A 16,707-nucleotide genomic window follows, 5' to 3' on the forward strand; every position below is an offset into this window, starting at 1 on the left:
TCTACAGGGTGAAGTCCGGTCCACCGAGGTCCGTCCACCCCGCTCACCGCAGCACGCGGAGCGGGGTTTTCGTACCCCGGGGTGCTTGCCGGAGCCCACCGACTGCTCTACGAAAGGCACCCCCTCATGTCCCTGTCCCGGCGCCTCGCCACCGGTCTCGGCGCGGCCGCGGCAACCACCCTCGCCGCGGTAGCCGCCGCTCCCCTGATCGGGGTGGCAGCACCCGACCCGGACCATGCCGCCGCGGCACGCGCGGCCGCGTCCTGGCTGGCTGGCGAGTTCACCGACGGCATCCTGCCCGGCCCGGCCACCCCGGAGGACTGGGGCCTGACCATCGACGGCATCCTCGCGCTCTCCGCTACCGGGGTCGATCCGTCGACCCGGCAGGCGGCGACCGCACAGGTCGCGGCGAACGTGCGCGCCTACAACAGCTACGACCACTGGGGCCACAAGGGCTACACCGACGGCGGGGCGACCGCGAAGCTGCTCTACGCCGCCTCCGTCACCGGCGCCGAACCCACCGACTTCGGCGGCTACGACCTGCGGGCAGAGACCCTCTCGCTGATCGCCGGAGCGGACACCGACCACCAGCGGGGACGGATCACCAGCCGTTCCCCCTCGGCCACCGGCTGGGACCCCAGCAACACCTTCGACCAGTCCTTCGCCGTGGTGGGCCTGTCCCGCAGCGGCGGCGTTCCGCAGGACGCGGTGAACTTCCTCATCCGGCAGCAGTGCGCGGCGGGCGGCTTCCGCCTCTTCCCCGACACCGCCGGCGGGCCCTCGCCATCCTGCGACGCACAACCCGACGCCATCCTCGACGTCGACTCGACCGCGATGGCCGTGCAGGCGCTGCTGAGCGCCGCCGAGAACGGTGCCGCCGGCGCGGCCGACGCGGCCGACGCGGGCGCGGACTGGCTGGTGTCCCAGCAACACAATGACGGATCGTTCGGCGGCTCCGGACCGACCACCGGTACGAACTCCAACAGCACCGGCCTGGCCGGGCAGGCCCTCGCCGCCGCCGGCCACGACGCCGAGGCCAACCAGGCGGCGAGGGCGCTGGCCGCGCTACAGCTGACCACGGCCAACGGTGGCGCGGCCGCCGCGGAGGCGGGCGCCATCGCCTACAACGCCGGCGGGATGGCCGACGCCGTCACCGACGGGCTCGCCGACAACGACCGGGACCAGTGGCGCCGAGCCACCGCCCAGGCGTTGCTCGGGCTGGTCCAGGTGCCGCTGGGTCGAATCGGCCTCGACCCGCCGCCCCCGACCGGGGCGCCCACCCCGACCGGCACCGCCTCGCCCACCACGTCACCCACCGCCACCGGATCGCCGACGCCGACCGCCACCGTCAGCCCGACGCCGAGCGCCACCGGGACCGTCCCGTCGGAGACGCCCTCCGCGCCACCGACCAGCAGCGCTCCGGTGACCCCGACGCCAACCACCCCCAGCCTGGGTGGACTACCGACCACCGGCGCGGCGATCACCAGCTACGTGCTGCTCACGGTGCTGCTGCTCGGTGGTGGCGTGGGGCTGCTCGTCCTCGGTCGCCGGCGGGCGAGTTGAGCCGCAGGACGCTCCGCGGCCCGGTGGCCGTCGCTCTGGTCGTCGCCGGCTCGGTGATCGGGCCGGGGAGCCCGGCGACCGCCGCCGGGTCCGCCGGCTACTGCCCGGACGCCTCCGGCGTCACCGTCGTGGTCGACTTCAACGAACTCGGGGGCGGGACGGTGGTCCGCTGCGCCCCGGGCAGCCAGGCCACCGGGCTGGCGGCGCTGAAGAACGCCGGGTTCCAGATCACCGGCACGCTGCGCTGGGGCGAGGGGTTCATCTGCCGGATCGGAGGCAAGCCGTCGGCTGCCGCGGAGAAGTGTGTCGACACCCCTCCGGCCAGCGCCTACTGGTCATACTGGCACGCCCCGAACGGCGGTAGCTGGACCTACAGCGACAAGGGGGTGCTCAACCGTACGCCCCCGGCGGGCAGCTTCGAGGGCTGGTCGTTCTCCCTCAACCGGGAACCCAACAACGCCCCCCGCCCGGGGGTCACCCCGAGCCGACCCGCGCCGCCGCCACCCGCCTCGCCGCCGGCGCCGCCCACACCCCCGCCGGTGACCGACGTACCGGTGGCACCGCCGGCGGCGGGCGGAAGCGTCGCGCCGCCGGCCACCGGCGCTGAACAACCCGGTGCGGTCGACGGGCCGACCCACACCGTCGGCCCGTCGACCTCCGCCTCCACCTCGCCGTCGGCCAGCGCGGGGGGCGCCCCGTCCCCGGCGACTGCCACCGCCTCGGCGCAGCCCAGCTCCGCCGACGAGCCCGTCCTGACCGACGCCGTCGCCTCCCGCGAGGAGAGTGGGGTGCCGCTGGGCACGCTGGCCGGGGTGCTGCTGCTGGCCGTACTGACCATAGGGGGCCTGGTCGCCGCCCGGCGACGGCGTGCCGCCGACCCACATGACTGACACCGCTGTGCACGGCTCCACGACCGCCGGCCGGTTCTCGGCCCGCTGGTCGGCCTGGCGACTACCCCGAGGGCTACACCCAGGCGCCTGGTGGCTGTGGGCGCTCGGGCTGGCCACCGCGGCCAGCCACACCACCAACCCGCTGGGGCTCACCCTGCTGGTCGCGGTCACCGCGCTGGTGGTCGTACAGCGACGCGGGCACGCTCCCTGGGCGCTGGCGTTTCGCATGTACGTCTGGCTCGGCGTGGTGATCGTCGCGATGCGGGTGGTGTTCCGGATCGTCTTCGGCGGCGGCCAGGGCGAGTACGTGCTGATCCGGTTGCCGGAGATCCCACTGCCGGAGTGGGCGGCGGGAATCCGCCTCCTCGGGCCGGTCGCCGCCGAGCAGGTCCTCGGTGGGTTCTACGACGGGCTCCGGTTGGCGACGATGCTGATCTGCCTGGGGGCGGCGAACGCCCTGGCCAACCCGAAGCGGCTGCTCAAGGCCGTACCGGGAGCGTTGTATGCGGTGGGCACGGCGGTGGTGGTCGCACTGTCGGTCGCCCCGCAACTGGTGGAGAGTGTGCTGCGGGTCCGTCGGGCGCGGCGGCTGCGGGGCGCGTCCGGGCGGGGGATGCGGGCGTTTCGGGGAGTCGCGCTTCCGGTGTTGGCCGACGCGTTGGACCGGTCGCTGGCCCTCGCCGCGGCGATGGACTCACGCGGCTACGGCCGGACCGAGGCGGTTCCCGCCGGGCAGCGGGCGGTCACCGGCGCGCTGGTGCTCGGCGGCCTGGTCGGTGTCTGCGCCGGCACCTACGGACTGCTCGACACCTCCGGGCCCGGCTACCTGGGGCTGCCGATGCTCCTCGCCGGACTTGCCGCCGCGGTGGGCGGCATGCTGCTGGCCGGCCGCCGGGTCCGCCGCAGTCGCTACCGGCCGGACCGCTGGCGGCTGGCCGAGCTGCTCGTCGCCGGTTGCGGGATGGCCGCGGCCGGCCTGACGGTGCTGGCCGGCACGACCGACCCGGAACTGCTCTACCCCCCGGTAAGTCCACTCACCTGGCCCGAGCTGACCCCGCTGCTGCTGCTCGCCGTCGCCGTCGCGGCCGCCCCGGCCTGGCTCGCGCCGCCGCCGACAGCTGTCACGAGAGATCACACATGATCACATTCGACCGGGTGACCGTCCGCTACGCCGAGGACGGGCCGCCACCGCTGCGCGACGTGACGCTGACCGTCGAGGAGGGCGAGCTGTGCCTGGTCGCCGGGCGCACCGGGGCGGGCAAGTCGACGCTGCTGCGGGCGATCAACGGGCTGGTGCCGCACTTCACCGGCGGTACTCTGCACGGCTCGGTCACCGTGGACGGCCGGGACACCCGCCGGCACCCGCCCCGCGACCTCGCCGATGTCGTCGGCGTGGTCGGCCAGGACCCGCTCTCCGGGTTCGTCACCGACACCGTCGAGGAGGAGCTGGCGTACGGCATGGAGCAGCTCTCCCTGCCACCGGCGGTGATGCGCAAGCGGGTGGAGGAGACGCTGGACCTGCTCGGCATCGCCGAGCTACGCAACCGGCCACTTCGGACGCTCTCCGGTGGACAGCAGCAACGGGTCGCCATCGGTGCTGTCCTCACCAGCCACCCCCGGGTCCTGGTACTCGACGAACCCACCTCCGCCCTGGACCCGACCGCCGCCGAGGACGTCCTCGCCGCGGTCACCCGGCTGGTCCACGACCTCGGGGTCACCGTGGTGCTGGCCGAGCACCGGCTCGAACGGGTCATGCAGTACGCCGACCGCCTGCTCTACCTGCCCGGCGACGGTCGCGTGGTCGACGGGCCTCCGGCGACGGTGCTGACCGGGGTGGAGCTTGCCCCGCCCCTGGTCGAACTGGGCCGCCTGGCCGGCTGGGACCCGCTACCGCTGTCGGTACGCGATGCGCGTCGACGCGCAGCCGAGCTGCGTGGGCGGCTCGCCGAAGGGGCGCCCCCCGCGCCGACTCCCGCACCGGAACCGACGGCGGCACTGAGCGCACGGAAGGTCGTCGTACGGTATCCGGGTACCGTCGCCGTTGCCGGCGTCGACCTCGACCTTCAGGTTGGCCAGGTCGTCGCCTTGATGGGCCGCAACGGATCCGGAAAGTCCAGCCTGCTCTGGGCCGTGCAGGGCAGCGGCCCCCGGCAGGGCGGCACGGTGACCGTGACCGGTTCGGCGGGGTCCGTCGACCCGAAGAGCCTGCCGGCGCACCAGGCCCGCCGGCAGGTCGGGCTGGTTCCACAGACCCCGGGCGACCTGCTCTACCTGGAGACGGTCGACGGCGAGTGCCACCAGGCCGACAAGGAGACCGAGGCGGCGGCCGGCACCTGCCGCGCCCTGCTGGACCAGCTCACCCCCGGCCTGCCCGGTGACCGGCACCCGCGGGACCTCTCCGAGGGGCAGCGGCTGGCGCTCGCGCTCGCGGTGCAGCTCACCGCCGCCCCGCCGGTGGTGCTGCTCGACGAACCGACCCGCGGCCTGGACTACCTCGCCAAGCGGCAGTTCGTCTCGCTGGTGCGGGGGCTGGCCGCCGACGGGCGCAGCGTGGTGGTGGCGACGCACGATGTCGAGCTGGTCGCGGCGCTGGCCGACCGGGTGATCGTGATGGCCGATGGTGAGATCGTGGCCGACGGCACCACCGCGGAGGTCATGCTCGCCTCGCCCGCGTTCGCCCCGCAGGTCGCCAAGGTGCTGGCCCCGGCACCGTGGCTGACGGTGGATCAGGTCGCCGCCGCGCTGGTGGCCCAGCGGGAGCCGGCGTGAGTGTCCTGCGGGTCGCTCCGCGCACCGCCGTGGTGCTGGTGCTCGCCTCGGTCGCCGCGCTGGCCACCTTCACCTGGCCGCTCTTCGTCCCCGTGCAGCCGGAGAGCACCGCCCGCGCCGGGGAGGCGCCGCTGGTCTTCGTCGTCATGTTGCCGGTGTTGGTGGCGCTGGTGCTGGCGGAACTCACCTCCGGTGGGATCGACAGCAAGGCCCTGGCGATGCTCGGGGTGCTCGCCGCGGTCAACGCCGCGCTGCGCCCGCTCGGTGCCGGCACCGCCGGCATCGAGACGGTGTTCTTCCTGCTCGTCCTCGCCGGCCGGGTCTTCGGACCGGGGTTCGGCTTCCTGCTCGGCTCCACATCGCTGTTCGCCTCCGCGCTGCTCACCGCCGGCGTCGGCCCCTGGCTGCCGTTCCAGATGCTCGCCGCCTCCTGGGTGGGACTCGGCGCCGGCCTGCTCCCCCGTCGGCCCCGCGGTCGCGCCGAGGTCGCTCTGCTGGCCGGGTACGGCGCGCTCGCCGCCTACGGCTACGGGCTGCTGATGAACCTCTGGTTCTGGCCGTTCAGCGCCGGCGCGGAGACCCAACTCTCCTACGTGGCCGGTGCGCCGGTGCTGGAGAACCTGCACCGCTTCGTCATCTTCACCGCGGTGACCTCCACCTTCGGCTGGGACACCGGACGGGCGATCACCACCGCCGTGATGATCGTCCTCGCCGGCCCGGCGGTGCTCGCCGCGCTGCGCCGCGCCGCCCGCAAGGCCGCGTTCGACGCCCCGGCGACGTTCGCCGCACCCGAGCCGGGGATGCCGGCGTCGCTACCGGCCCCGCTCATGCCCGCGCAGGAGGGGCCCGATACCGGAGATCAGGGCCAAGCAGGGTACCGGCGCCGACAATGACCCCGGCCTGAGCCGCTCGGAGCACACCGGCCGCGAGGTCCGCTCAACGACGCGGTGGCGAGTTGAGTCGGGCGGCCTGTCGGATGAGGTGGTCGCGCTCGGGGAGGCTCGGTGCCGAGCGGGCGGCCTCGGCGTAGAGCCGGGCCGCGGTCACCGGGTCGCCCGCCCGCTCGTGCAGGTAGGCCGCGACGGCGGTGTGCCGGGGCAGGGCGGGGTCGAGCCCGGCCAGGGCCGCCAGGCCGGCCCTCGGGCCGTCGGCCTCCCCGAGGGCGACCGCCCGGTTAAGGCGAACCACCGGGCTGTCGGTCAGGCGCACCAGGTCGTCGTACCACTCGACGATCTGCACCCAGTCGGTCTCCTCGACCGTCCGGGCGTCGGCGTGCAGTGCGGCGATGGCGGCCTGGGCCTGGAACTCTCCCAGCCGGTCCCGGGCGAGGGCTTTCTGGAGCAGCTCGACGCCCTCAGCGATCAGGTGGCGGTTCCACCGGCTGCGGTCCTGCTCGGCAAGAGGCACGAGCCGGCCGTCGGAGTCGGTGCGCGCCGGCCGTCGCGCGTGGTGCAGCAGCATCAGCGCCAGCAGGCCTGCGACCTCCTCGTGGCTAATCTTGGCAGCGAGTTGACGAGTGAGCCGGATCGCTTCGGCGGCAAGGTCGACATCCCCGGAGTAGCCCTCATTGAAGACCAGATAGAGCACGCGCACCACCGTGGCGACATCACCGGGCTGGTTGAGGCGGACACCCGAGACCGTACGCTTGGCCCGGCTGATCCGCTGGGCCATGGTCGCCTCCGGCACGAGGTAGGCCCGCGCGATCTGACGCGTGGTCAGGCCGCCGACCGCGCGCAGCGTGAGCGCGACGGACGAGGCCGGTGTCAGACAGGGGTGAGCGCACAAGAAGTACAGCTGAAGCGTGTCGTCCACCGCCTCGACCGGCCCCGGTGCGGGCTCGCCCTCGACGCGTACCTCGCGCCGGCGCCGGGAGGTGTCGGCGCGGGCCGCGTCGAGGAACTTGCGCCAGGCCACGGTGATCAACCAGCCTCTGGGGTCCTGCGGCGGACTGTCCGGCCAGCCGCGCACCGCCTCGACCAGGGCGTCCTGCACGGCATCCTCGGCCGACGCGAAATCCGCACCGCGCCGGACGAGGATGCCGATCACCGCTGGTACGAGGTCCCGCAGCTGTTCCCCATTCACTCCGTCACAGCCGCCGGTACGCCGTAGAACGGTCGCACCTCCAGCCACTCGTGGATCGGCCTACCGCCCGGCCCGGGGGCCGCCGACAGCTCCCCCGCCAACTCCACCGCGCGGTCCCACGACTCCACGTCGATGACGTACCACCCGGCGATCAGGTCCTTGGTCTCGACGAACGGCCCGTCGGTCACCGGTGGCCGCCCCTCGCCGTCGTACCGCACGAACGCGCCGTCGGGCGACAGCGCCTGGGCGTCGACGAGTTCGCCCGTCTCCTCCAGCCGCGCCCCGAAGTCGTGCATGAACCGCATGTGCGCGTCGACCTCGTCCGGCGTCCACTGGTCCATCGGCGCCCCGTCCACGGCGGGAGTCGGGCCACCCCGGTAGTGCTTGAGCAGCAGGTACTTGGCCATCAGCTTCTCCTGACGAGGCGGCATCTCCGGCGGTAACTCTTCGTGGGGGCAGGCAGACAACACGCCCCGCGCGGACACTACTGCGAACGGATCGATCCGGCCTCGTGCCGCACGGGGGAGAGGCAATGACTTCTTGCTGTCAGCCGACGAGGGGGGGCGGGGCCGCTAGGGCTCCAGGGTGAGCGTCTGCGCCGCCTCGGCCTCGATCGTGGCTCGCTCCCAGCGCATCGGCAGGGTCTCGCCGGTACGCCACAGCTCCAGCTGGTCGTCGTAGTTGCGGTGGAAGGCATGCCCGGAGTTGCCGGTCAGCTGGATCCACCGAGAGGCGTCCAGGTCCGCCAGGTCGACGATCATCCGCATGGACGGTACGGCGTTGACCTCGTACCCGGTGGCGGCGTTCCAGCCGGTGGCGTTGACGATCGCGCCACCTCCCGACACGCTGACGGGGTCGGTGTTGAAGAGCCATTCGATGATCCCCACGCCCGAGGTGCCGAAGGACTGGTTCCGTACGGTCAGGGTGTGCATCCGGCCCCAGCGCCAGTCGGCCGGCTGGTCGCCCTGGTCGCGGGAGAGTTCGCTGGCCGCCGCTTCGGCCGCCGCGCGCAGAATGTCGTCGCGTACCTCGACGACCTCGGTCTCCGTCCGGTCCCACCACAGTGCATCGGGCTGGCTGAGTAGCCCCCGCACCACCTCGTACGACTGGTCGTTGCCGTCGAGCCGGTGGTCCGACGGCAGTTCGTCGAAGGTCGCCAGGAGCAGGTGCCGCCAGACGGCGTTGTAGTACGCCGCCGCGGCGGAGCGGCGCCCGTCGTCGGTGCCCGGTTCGCCCTCAGCCGGCTGCTGGTAGTCCCACTCCGCCCATAGGTCGGTGGCGGACCGGACCAGGCCCGAGGTGCCGGCGTCGAGAGCCGCCTCGACCGCCGGGACGAGCGTCGACGCGAAACCGTTGCGGTTGTCGAACTGCATGGACTGCACGTCCGCGACGGTGATCTTTCCGGCACCCCGCGCCGAGTCGATCAGCTCGTGGATGCGCTGACTGCGGTAGCCGTAGGCCCAGTCGGTGGTGAGCAGGTACGGGTACGAGGGGCCGATGACAGCCTCATTGGCCGTGACCAGGTAGCCGGCGGGTGGGTTGAGGACACTCGGCAACTCCGCGAAGGGAATGAAACCCTGCCAGTCGTACGCCGAGTCCCATCCCGGCGCCATCCACCGCCCGTCCCCCTTGCCCCGCACCGGGATCCGACCGGGCGCCTGGTAGCCGATGTTGCCGTCGATGTCGGCGTAGACGAGGTTCTGCGCGGGCACCTCGAACAGCGCCGCCGCGGCGCGGAAGTCGGCCCAGTTCGTCGCGGTGTTCAGCGTGAAGATGGCGTCGGCGGTCCGGCCCGGCGCGAGTGCGGTCCAGCTCAGCGCGATGGCGTAGCCGTCGCGCTGCTCGTCGTCGGTGGTCGCCGATTCGTCGGGGGGTAGCTCCGGGGTGGCAGCGACCGACGCCGGTGAACCCGCCGGGTCGACCGGCGGAGCAAGGCCGATATCGCGCAGTTCGGCCGACGCGTCGGAGAGCAGGGGTCCGTGCCCGGAGGCCCGGACGGTGATGGACACGTCCTCGCCGCCGGCGACCTTGATGGTTTCGGTGCGGGTCTCCAGCGGCTGCCATTCTCCGTCGACCTGCACCCGGTCGCCGTCCACCCGCTCCAGATACAGATCCGTGACGTCGGGGCTCAAATTGGTGAAGCCCCACGCGACGCGGGCGTTGTGCCCGATGACCACCCCCGGTGTGCCCGAGAAGCTGAAGCCGGAGACGTTGATGTCGCACGCACAGTGCAGGCCGATCTGGTACCAGATGCCGGGCATGCTGGGACCGAGGTGCGGGTCGTTGGCGAGGATCGGCTTCCCGGTGTCGGTCAGGTCGCCGTCAATAACCCACGAGTTGGAGCCGATGCCCCGACCGGCACCCAACACGGCCGGCAGCCGGGACAGCCCGCCGGCCAACGCGGTGACCATCTCCACGACAGCCGTGCCAGCGATGGGTCCGGCCGGCTCCGCGGTGAGCACACCCCCGCCCACTCCGGCGGTCTCGGTCCCGTCGGAGACCGAGCCGTCGACCGGGTCCGGGGAGGCCGGGGTGACTTCCTGATCGAAGGCACCATCCACGATGCCGCCCGTGGTGACGATCGGCTCATGCCGGTCGAAGGGGTACGCCGGATACAGCTCCTCGACCTGCTGGCGGTTCAGGCCCTCGGCGAGCAGTGCCGCCCGGGCGATCTCGTCTCTCATGTTGCCGCGCAGGTCCCACGCCATCGCCTTCAGCCAGGCGATGCTGTCCACCGGGTGCCACGTCTCGATCTCATAGCCCGAGTTCTGCAGGCCGAGTACGGCGTACTCCAGACTCGCCCGGCCCCCGTCGTTCTCGTCGAGCCAGGCGTTCACCCCGTCGGCGTACACCTGCAGGTAGCGCTTGGTTTCCACCCCGAGGAGGCCCCACTCCTGCTCGGCGACCCGACGCCAACCCATCGTCCGGAGGTAGATATCGGTCTCCACCTGGCTCTCACCGAAGAGTTCGGCGAGTCGACCCGCGGTCAGATGGCGGCGGAAGTCCATCTCCCAGAACCGATCCTGCGCGTGGAGGTAGCCCTGGGCACGAAACAGGTCCTCGGCAGTCTTCGCGTACACCTGCGGGATGCCGTGATCGTCGCGGTGCACGGTGACCGGCGCGGTGAGCCCGGGCAGCCGAAGCCCGCCGTCGTGCTGCGGGAACGCTCGCCGCACCGTCCACACGGCGGTGAGGGTGAGCACGAGGGCCAGCGCGGTGACGACCGCCACGGTCCAGAGCGCGACCTTACGCACCCGGGGCGAAAGAACGCGTACAGGATTCACGTCGAAATCCTAAACGGTTCGGTGAGTCAGTTGGTGATCTAGATTAGGTGGATCAGACGTCAGCAGTACAGGTTGGCCCCGGGTGGCACCCCGAGGAGGCCAGCGAACTGTTGGTACCGATTGACGCGGCTCTGTACCTGCGCGGGATTGCCGCCGTTGCACTCGAGCGAGCCATTGATGCTGCGGATGGTCTCACCGAACCCGGCGCCGTTGACCATCGCGCTGTGAGCTGTCATCCAGCCCGGTCCGTTCTGAGTCATCCAGTACCAGAGGGCGGTCTTCCAGGCCACCGCGGCGTCGTTCTCCACCAGCCAGGGGTTGGTCAGCAGGGGCAGTCCGAGGGCGTTGCCCGCTGCGTTGTAGTTGAAGTTCCAGCTGAGCTGGATCGGCCCGCGCCCGTAGTAGGCGGCCTGACCGGCGGGGCAGCCGTAGGGCTGTCCGGAGTCGCAGTAGTGCGGATAGTTCGCCGGGTTCTGTTCCACGATGTGGATGAGGCCACCCGTCTCGTGGTGCACGTTCGCCAGGAAGGCCGCGGCTTCTTGCCGCCGCACGGTGCTATTGCCGGTGTTCGTGAAGGCCGGGTAGGCGTTGAGGGCTGCGACCAGCCCGGCGTAGGTGTAGAAGGAGTTTCGGCCCGGAAACATCTGGTTGAACTGCGCCTCGGTAACCACGAAGTCACCCGGGTCGGTGGGGGGTGGACTGCCACAGCTGTACGGATCCCAGTACCACGTGCTGATGGTGGGGTCGTACCCCGGGTTGTCATGTTCGGCGATGTAGTAGAGGCCGTTCGTGTAGCGCACGACGCTGCCGGCGGGGTACCAGGTGCCGGCAACCCAGTTCGGATGGTTGCAGGTTCCGCCCGGGGGTGGCGTGGATCCGCCGCAGGCGCCGAGATCTTGCCAGACGCCGCTGGTGCCGGGCGGAGCTTCGTTTTGGGTCCACCACTTCGCCTGGTAGTTGCGGCCGTTGTGGGAGACCTGCATTCCTCCGGTGTAGACGGCGGAGGAATGCCAGGATGTCGCGCAGGTCGCGGCTGAGGCTGTCGCGGCCGGGATGATCGCCATCAGCGTGCCGGCGATGGTCAACACCGCCAGCGCGGCGAGGGCGCGAAGTCTCGACATGAGCTCGCTCCTTGAAGATCCGTGAACCCGATGGCATCGATCATTTATTGATCGAAGTTCATCGTAACATTTTTGTTCACAAACTTTAATATTAAGCCAAGCCAATTTGGCTGAATGTCCGAATAGCCATTAAGAAGCGGATCGTTCTAATTTGATGTTTTTCTACGGTCGGTGGCGAGGCCGGGGCAGGTGGCCTGCATGTGGGAGGCCGTGGAGCTGGGGTGTGAACCGCCGATTTCAGGTTGATCTGAAGTTAACTTCAGGTTGTAGAACGGCAAGGTGGTTCAACACACGATCACCCCCCCATCGTCCCCTTCCAGTCACCGGCGGCGGCTGCCTTACCGGTACTGGGTCGCCATCGTCTATGTGCTGGGCCTGTTCGTGGAGATCATGGACACCTCGATCGTCAACGTGGCGGTTCCCGCCTTGGCCGCCGAGTTCGAGACGACGCCGAATCACACGTACTGGGCGGTGTTGGGCTATCTGCTGTCACTGGCCCTGTTCATACCCGCTTCAGGCTGGATCGGTGACCGCTTCGGCTCCAAGCGCGTCTTCCTCGTCGCCCTCGCCCTCTTCACCGTGGCTTCGGCCCTGTGCGGCCTGGCCCAAACGCTGGACCAACTCATCGCCTTCCGGATCCTGCAGGGTGTGGGCGCTGGCATGCTGACCCCGGTGGGTGGGGCCATGCTGTACCGGGCCTTCCCACAGTCGCAACGCGCCAAGGCCGCCACCGCCGTGTTCGGCGTTGCCGTGCTTGCTCCCGCCATGGGCCCGGTGCTCGGCGGACTGCTGGTCGACACAGCGTCGTGGCGGTGGATCTTCTACATCAACATTCCCCTCGGCATTCTCACCATGGCCCTGGCCGCCACCGTGCTGGTGGAGCATCGTGAGCCCCACGCCCACCGCTTCGACATCGCCGGGTTCGTGCTGGGAGGTGCGGCCCTCACCACGACGCTCTACGGGCTGTCGCTCGGCCCGACGCTGGGGTGGACCTCACCCACCATCGTGGCTGCCCTGATCTGCGCTCCGCTGTTGGCGGTCGCCTTCGTCATGGTCGAGCGCACCAGGTCCGAGCCCTTGGTGCAGGTGGCGCTGTTCAAGGATCCGATGTTCCGTATCGGCAACATCGCCGGCAGTTTCCTCAGCGGGGGCTACCTCGGCTTGATCTTCCTGCTGCCGTTGTTCCTCCAGGGCCCCCAGGGTCAATCCGCACTCCACAGCGGCCTGATCCTGCTACCCCAGTCGGTCGGAGCCCTCGTCTCGTCGCAGATTGCCGGCCGTTGGTGGTACCGCCACTACGGACCCCGCCCGCTCATGCTGTACGGGGCGCTCCTGGCCGCGGCCAGTGGCGTCGCCTTCCTCGCCGTCGGGGCCGACACCGACCCCCTGGTCACGGCCGCTCTACTGGGGCTACGGGGCCTGGCCATCGGACCGGTGTTCATCGCCCTCCAGACCGCCACCTACGCCACCATCAGCCCGGCCGCGACCGGGCAGGCCGTCGCCATCTACAACACCCAACGTCAGGTCAGCGCTGCGGTCGGTATCGCCCTGGGGGCGGCATGGCTCACCGCCCGGACCCCGAACAGCGCCGAGGCCGTCGACACGGTGTCGGCCTTCCACGAATCCTTCGTGCTGGTCAGCATTCTCCTACTTGTCGGCGCGTTGATTTCAGCCCGGATCAAGAACGCCGACGCTCGAGCCACCATGGATCCGCCACCCGAACCACCTACCCACACGGCAGGAGAAGAGTCGGACCGGACAGCGCAGCTATCCGTTCATGCAGCAGATGGTGCCGGCGCTCACCCACCTCGCTCGAGCACCTGATCGCCGCGCTCCGAAAGCCCGTGTGGGCATCATGCACCAGCGTGGGTCAGGGCAGCGCCTTCAGGAACGGTCCGTGGTGAAGTTGGAACTTGCAGTTGTAGTACCGGTCCCAGTTGACCGACCATGTCATCAAGCCTCGGAAGGTCGGATTGGTGCCGCTGTGTGGCGAGTACGAGCCGCAGCTCTGGCCGTGCACCAGGCAGTTGACCGCAGCCTGCACCCCCACCGGCGGAACGTATCCGTTGCCGGCGCTGACCGACGATGGTGCGCCGAAGGCGACTTGGTTCTCCCGCAGGGCGGCAAAGACGCGGTCCGGATTCCCGGCGACCGGAAAGCCGGCGAGCAGCATGTCGGTCATCGCGATAGGGAAATCCGCTCCGCCCATCGTGTGGTAATGGTTGTCGAGTCCGAGGATCGGGCCAGAGTTGTAGTTCTGTCCGTGCAGCAGGGTGAGGTCGTCGCGGAGGGCATGGATAACCGGCAGGTACGACCCGGCGCGTGGATCTCGCAACCCCAACGGCCCCGGGCCGCCGCCCACCTGGCCGGCGCCCCGGCAATCCAGGGCCGAGGTGATCATCTGAGCGGCCAGGTCCGACGTGGCGGCGAACCCGACCTCGTCGGGCACGCCGGCAGCCTGGCAGCGATCCCGGTCCTCGGTCCACGACGCCGACAGATACACCCGTCGGTCGATCAGCGTGTGCCCGTCCCGGCCGGCGTAGTCCAGAACACCCCGACCTGGCTGTTCTCGCACCCGTTCCATCGCGCAACGGCTACGCGGTGGCACACGGCCACCGCCAGATCTAAAGGATGTGCACAATGTACAGACGATCACGCGGTGTGGTGCTCGGCCGGTGCCGGCGCGGGCGGCGCCGCCTCGCGTCCACCGCAGTTCACCAGCACGATCTCCAACGGCGGCTGCCGTACCAGAACCTCGGTAGCGTACTCCGGGCAACCGTTGATGCGACCGAGTGACGGGAGGCCCTGTGGATCCGGCAATCGCCCTTCTCCCCAGCGCACTGCTCGGACCCGCCGTCTGGCGGCCGGTCCGGGAGCAACTCCGCACCATCGGCCGGGACGCCATCGTCGCTGGAGCGCAGGAAGCGAGCGGAACCTCCGTGGACGACGTCCTGCGGTGGTACCTGGACAGCCTGCCCACCGGCCGCGACTACGTGCTCGTGCCACACAGCAACGCTGGCCTGTACGTGCCGGCCATCACCGCACGGCGCTCGGTGACCGGGCTCGTCTTCGTGGACGCGATCCTCCCGCCCCGGCGGGGAACCGTTCCAGTGGCGCCTCCGGGCCTACAGGAAGTGCTGCACGCCCTCGCCGGGCCGGACGGCGTACTGCCGGTCTGGACCTCCTGGTGGCCCCCGGAGGAGATCGCCGCCCTCTTCCCATCCGAGCAGGTCAGAGCGGAGGTGTCCGCCCAGCAACAGCGCTTTCCGCTCGCCTACTTCGCACAGCAGGTAGCCATCGCCCCCGGCTGGTCCGACCGTCCCGCCGGCTATCTCGCCTTCGGTGATGCGTACGCAGCCGAGCGGGTCAGGGCTGAGGGCTGGGGCTGGCGCTCGACGCGGATCGACGGCGGACACCTGCACATGCTGAACGCACCGGGTGAGGTCGCCGCCGCCGTCGCGCGCTCGCTCTGATCGAATTTTTGGGCGGCACGGAGCGGGCCTGATGCGACGGCACGGACGAGCCAAGGGTTCGGCGGTCACCTGGTGCAGCGGCCGTCACACGCGGCTGAGCACCTGGTCCACCGCGATGCCGGCGCTGCCCAGGTAGCGGACCGGGTCGGTCAGCTCCGCGATCTCGTCGGCGGAGAGGTGCGCGGAGATGTCCGGGTCGGCCCGCAGCACCTCAGCAAGCGACGTGTCCTGCTTCAGGGCCTCGCGACAGAGTCGATAGAGCAGGTCGTGCGCTTGGCCACGACCCAGCTTGCGGGCAAGAACCATCATGACCGACTCCGACATGATGAGCCCCTTGGTGATGCCCAGATTGCTGGCCATCCGGTCACCGTGCACCTCGAGCCCCTCCAGCACGAACGCGGCCTGCGCCAGGGCGCCCGACGTGAGGGTGAAGATGGGAGGCAACTGGATCCACTCGATCTCCCATGGCCCCGTCCCGCGCTCGTGGTCCGATGCCATGGCCTCGAGGAACGCGGCCACGGACTGCCGCACGCTGGCCGCGCAGGCCGTTATGTAGCAGCAGGACATCGGATTCCGCTTCTGGGGCATGGTGGAGGAGGAGCCACGGTTCGGCACGAAGGGTTCGGAGACCTCCCCGACCTCGGTCATCATCATCGTCTTGACGTCGGTGGCGAACTTGGCGAGCGTGCCGGTGACCAGGCCCAGGAAGCAGGCCACCTCCGCGATCCGGTCATGCTCGGTGTGCCAGGCGATCTCCGGCGTGGCCAGGCCCAACTCCTCGGCGAGCTTCCCCTGCACCTTCATGCCGTCGTGGCCGAGCGAGGCGATCGTGCCGCAGGCCCCGCCGAACTCGACGACCTCGACCCGGGGGCGCAGGTCGGCGAGGCGTTCCCGGTGGCGCAGCAGCGACGCCAACAGGCGCGCCATCTTGAACCCGAAAGTGATGGGTACCCCCTGTTGGAGGTTGGAGCGACCGACCATCGGCAGGTCACGGTGCTCACGGGCCAGCGCGGCGGTGGCGGCGACGGCCCGGCCGAGCAGCTCCTCGATCACATCGAGTGAGGCCCTGATCTGCAGGATGGTGGCGCTGTCGGTGATGTCCTGGGTTGTCGCACCCCAGTGACACCAGTTTCCACCCTCGCCGGCCAGCTCCTGGAGCTGGTGCACCAGCGGCAGAACGGGGTAGCCGATCGCGACCGTTTCCTGGGCGAGCTTGTCCATGTCGATGTTCTCGATGCGGCACGCATCAGATATCGCCGCCGCGGCGTCCCGCGGGATCACTCCAATCGCACCCTGCGCCCGGGAGAGCGCGGCTTCGACCTCCAGGTAGCGGCGGGTGCGGCCCTCGTCTGACCAGATCGCCCGCACCCGGGGCTCGCCGAAGATGTCTCGGAACACCAGGCTGTCGATAGCGCTCGTCGGCATTGTTTCCTTCTGTCCTCAGCTCGCCATCTGATTACCTACGGTTGTCCGAATCTAACAGCAGGTCACGCCAACCGAAGGTGGTCGGACGTTTCCCACAACC

13 protein-coding genes and 1 pseudogene are annotated in these 16,707 nt (G+C 70.5%); 7 read left to right on the plus strand and 7 right to left on the minus strand.

Translation table 11 applies throughout. From position 1 onward, the window contains the following. The first annotated feature begins 126 nt into the window (after nucleotides 1–126). The 5 genes from STROP_RS22190 to STROP_RS22210 are packed head-to-tail and all read left to right on the plus strand — an operon-like array spanning nucleotide 127 to nucleotide 6,115. Nucleotides 127–1,563 carry a prenyltransferase/squalene oxidase repeat-containing protein gene (locus STROP_RS22190; protein WP_187151559.1) on the plus strand — a complete coding sequence of 479 codons (1,437 nt, stop codon included), beginning with the start codon at nucleotides 127–129 and terminating at the stop codon, nucleotides 1,561–1,563. Then, nucleotides 1,560–2,453 carry a hypothetical protein gene (locus STROP_RS22195; RefSeq protein ID WP_012015590.1) on the plus strand — a complete coding sequence of 298 codons (894 nt, stop codon included), beginning with the start codon at nucleotides 1,560–1,562 and terminating at the stop codon, nucleotides 2,451–2,453. Before STROP_RS22190 ends, STROP_RS22195 begins: the two co-directional genes overlap by 4 nt. Beyond that, the gene (locus tag STROP_RS22200) at nucleotides 2,446–3,594 is read left to right on the plus strand and encodes a CbiQ family ECF transporter T component (protein WP_012015591.1); all 1,149 of its coding nucleotides are present in this window, start codon (nucleotides 2,446–2,448) and stop codon (nucleotides 3,592–3,594) included. Before STROP_RS22195 ends, STROP_RS22200 begins: the two co-directional genes overlap by 8 nt. After that, nucleotides 3,591–5,222 (plus strand): ABC transporter ATP-binding protein, encoded by a 1,632-nt coding sequence (locus tag STROP_RS22205; protein WP_012015592.1) that lies wholly within the window; start codon nucleotides 3,591–3,593, stop codon nucleotides 5,220–5,222. The genes STROP_RS22200 and STROP_RS22205 overlap by 4 nt, the downstream gene beginning before the upstream one ends. After that, nucleotides 5,219–6,115 carry an ECF transporter S component gene (locus STROP_RS22210; RefSeq protein WP_012015593.1) on the plus strand — a complete coding sequence of 299 codons (897 nt, stop codon included), beginning with the start codon at nucleotides 5,219–5,221 and terminating at the stop codon, nucleotides 6,113–6,115. The genes STROP_RS22205 and STROP_RS22210 overlap by 4 nt, the downstream gene beginning before the upstream one ends. Before the next feature lie 43 nt (nucleotides 6,116–6,158). Here the strand turns inward: STROP_RS22210 and STROP_RS22215 are convergent, their stop codons facing one another. The 4 genes from STROP_RS22215 to STROP_RS22230 all read right to left on the minus strand — a co-directional run bounded on the left by STROP_RS22215 (nucleotide 6,159) and on the right by STROP_RS22230 (nucleotide 11,709). Continuing rightward, nucleotides 6,159–7,304 (minus strand): RNA polymerase sigma factor, encoded by a 1,146-nt coding sequence (locus STROP_RS22215; RefSeq protein ID WP_012015594.1) that lies wholly within the window; start codon nucleotides 7,302–7,304, stop codon nucleotides 6,159–6,161. Continuing rightward, on the minus strand, nucleotides 7,301–7,711 hold the full coding sequence (locus STROP_RS22220) for a YciI family protein (protein WP_012015595.1): 411 nt from the start codon (nucleotides 7,709–7,711) through the stop codon (nucleotides 7,301–7,303). Before STROP_RS22220 ends, STROP_RS22215 begins: the two co-directional genes overlap by 4 nt. Nucleotides 7,712–7,876: 165 nt before the next feature. After that, entirely contained in the window at nucleotides 7,877–10,588 is a 2,712-nt protein-coding gene (locus STROP_RS22225) for a penicillin acylase family protein (RefSeq protein WP_012015596.1), read from the minus strand. A gap of 59 nt (nucleotides 10,589–10,647) precedes the next feature. Further along, a complete protein-coding gene (locus tag STROP_RS22230; protein ID WP_012015597.1) occupies nucleotides 10,648–11,709 on the minus strand; it encodes a glycoside hydrolase family 19 protein in 1,062 nt (353 codons plus the stop codon). 279 nt (nucleotides 11,710–11,988) lie between these two features. Between STROP_RS22230 and STROP_RS22235 the strand changes: the two genes are divergently transcribed. Next, nucleotides 11,989–13,533 carry an MDR family MFS transporter gene (locus STROP_RS22235; protein ID WP_012015598.1) on the plus strand — a complete coding sequence of 515 codons (1,545 nt, stop codon included), beginning with the start codon at nucleotides 11,989–11,991 and terminating at the stop codon, nucleotides 13,531–13,533. 46 nt (nucleotides 13,534–13,579) lie between these two features. Here STROP_RS22235 and STROP_RS22240 read toward each other — a convergent pair. Both STROP_RS22240 and STROP_RS25310 read right to left on the minus strand, forming a co-directional pair. Beyond that, a pseudogene (locus STROP_RS22240) lies at nucleotides 13,580–14,062 on the minus strand (hypothetical protein); the annotation flags it as partial. A gap of 299 nt (nucleotides 14,063–14,361) precedes the next feature. Beyond that, nucleotides 14,362–14,529, minus strand: coding sequence for a hypothetical protein (locus tag STROP_RS25310; RefSeq protein ID WP_018832231.1), 168 nt, complete (start codon nucleotides 14,527–14,529; stop codon nucleotides 14,362–14,364). Here STROP_RS25310 and STROP_RS22245 point away from each other — a divergent pair. Then, a complete protein-coding gene (locus STROP_RS22245; protein WP_012015600.1) occupies nucleotides 14,517–15,182 on the plus strand; it encodes a hypothetical protein in 666 nt (221 codons plus the stop codon). The genes STROP_RS25310 and STROP_RS22245 overlap by 13 nt on opposite strands. 84 nt (nucleotides 15,183–15,266) lie before the next feature. Here STROP_RS22245 and STROP_RS22250 read toward each other — a convergent pair whose 3' ends face one another. Continuing rightward, nucleotides 15,267–16,607, minus strand: coding sequence for a class-II fumarase/aspartase family protein (locus STROP_RS22250; protein WP_012015601.1), 1,341 nt, complete (start codon nucleotides 16,605–16,607; stop codon nucleotides 15,267–15,269). Nucleotides 16,608–16,707: the final 100 nt, after the last annotated feature.

Origin of the sequence: Salinispora tropica CNB-440, assembly GCF_000016425.1 — a bacterium.
GTDB classification, from domain to species: domain Bacteria; phylum Actinomycetota; class Actinomycetes; order Mycobacteriales; family Micromonosporaceae; genus Micromonospora; species Micromonospora tropica.

Excerpts from the sequence above, each read along its gene's own strand:
- STROP_RS22205 (WP_012015592.1), top strand. The coding sequence starts at position 3,591 with ATGATCACATTCGACCGGGTGACCGTCCGCTACGCCGAGGACGGGCCG.
- STROP_RS22190 (WP_187151559.1), top strand. The coding sequence starts at position 127 with ATGTCCCTGTCCCGGCGCCTCGCCACCGGTCTCGGCGCGGCCGCGGCA.
- STROP_RS22230 (WP_012015597.1), bottom strand. The coding sequence starts at position 11,709 with ATGTCGAGACTTCGCGCCCTCGCCGCGCTGGCGGTGTTGACCATCGCC.
- STROP_RS22250 (WP_012015601.1), bottom strand. The coding sequence starts at position 16,607 with ATGCCGACGAGCGCTATCGACAGCCTGGTGTTCCGAGACATCTTCGGC.
- STROP_RS22200 (WP_012015591.1), top strand. The coding sequence starts at position 2,446 with ATGACTGACACCGCTGTGCACGGCTCCACGACCGCCGGCCGGTTCTCG.
- STROP_RS22220 (WP_012015595.1), bottom strand. The coding sequence starts at position 7,711 with ATGGCCAAGTACCTGCTGCTCAAGCACTACCGGGGTGGCCCGACTCCC.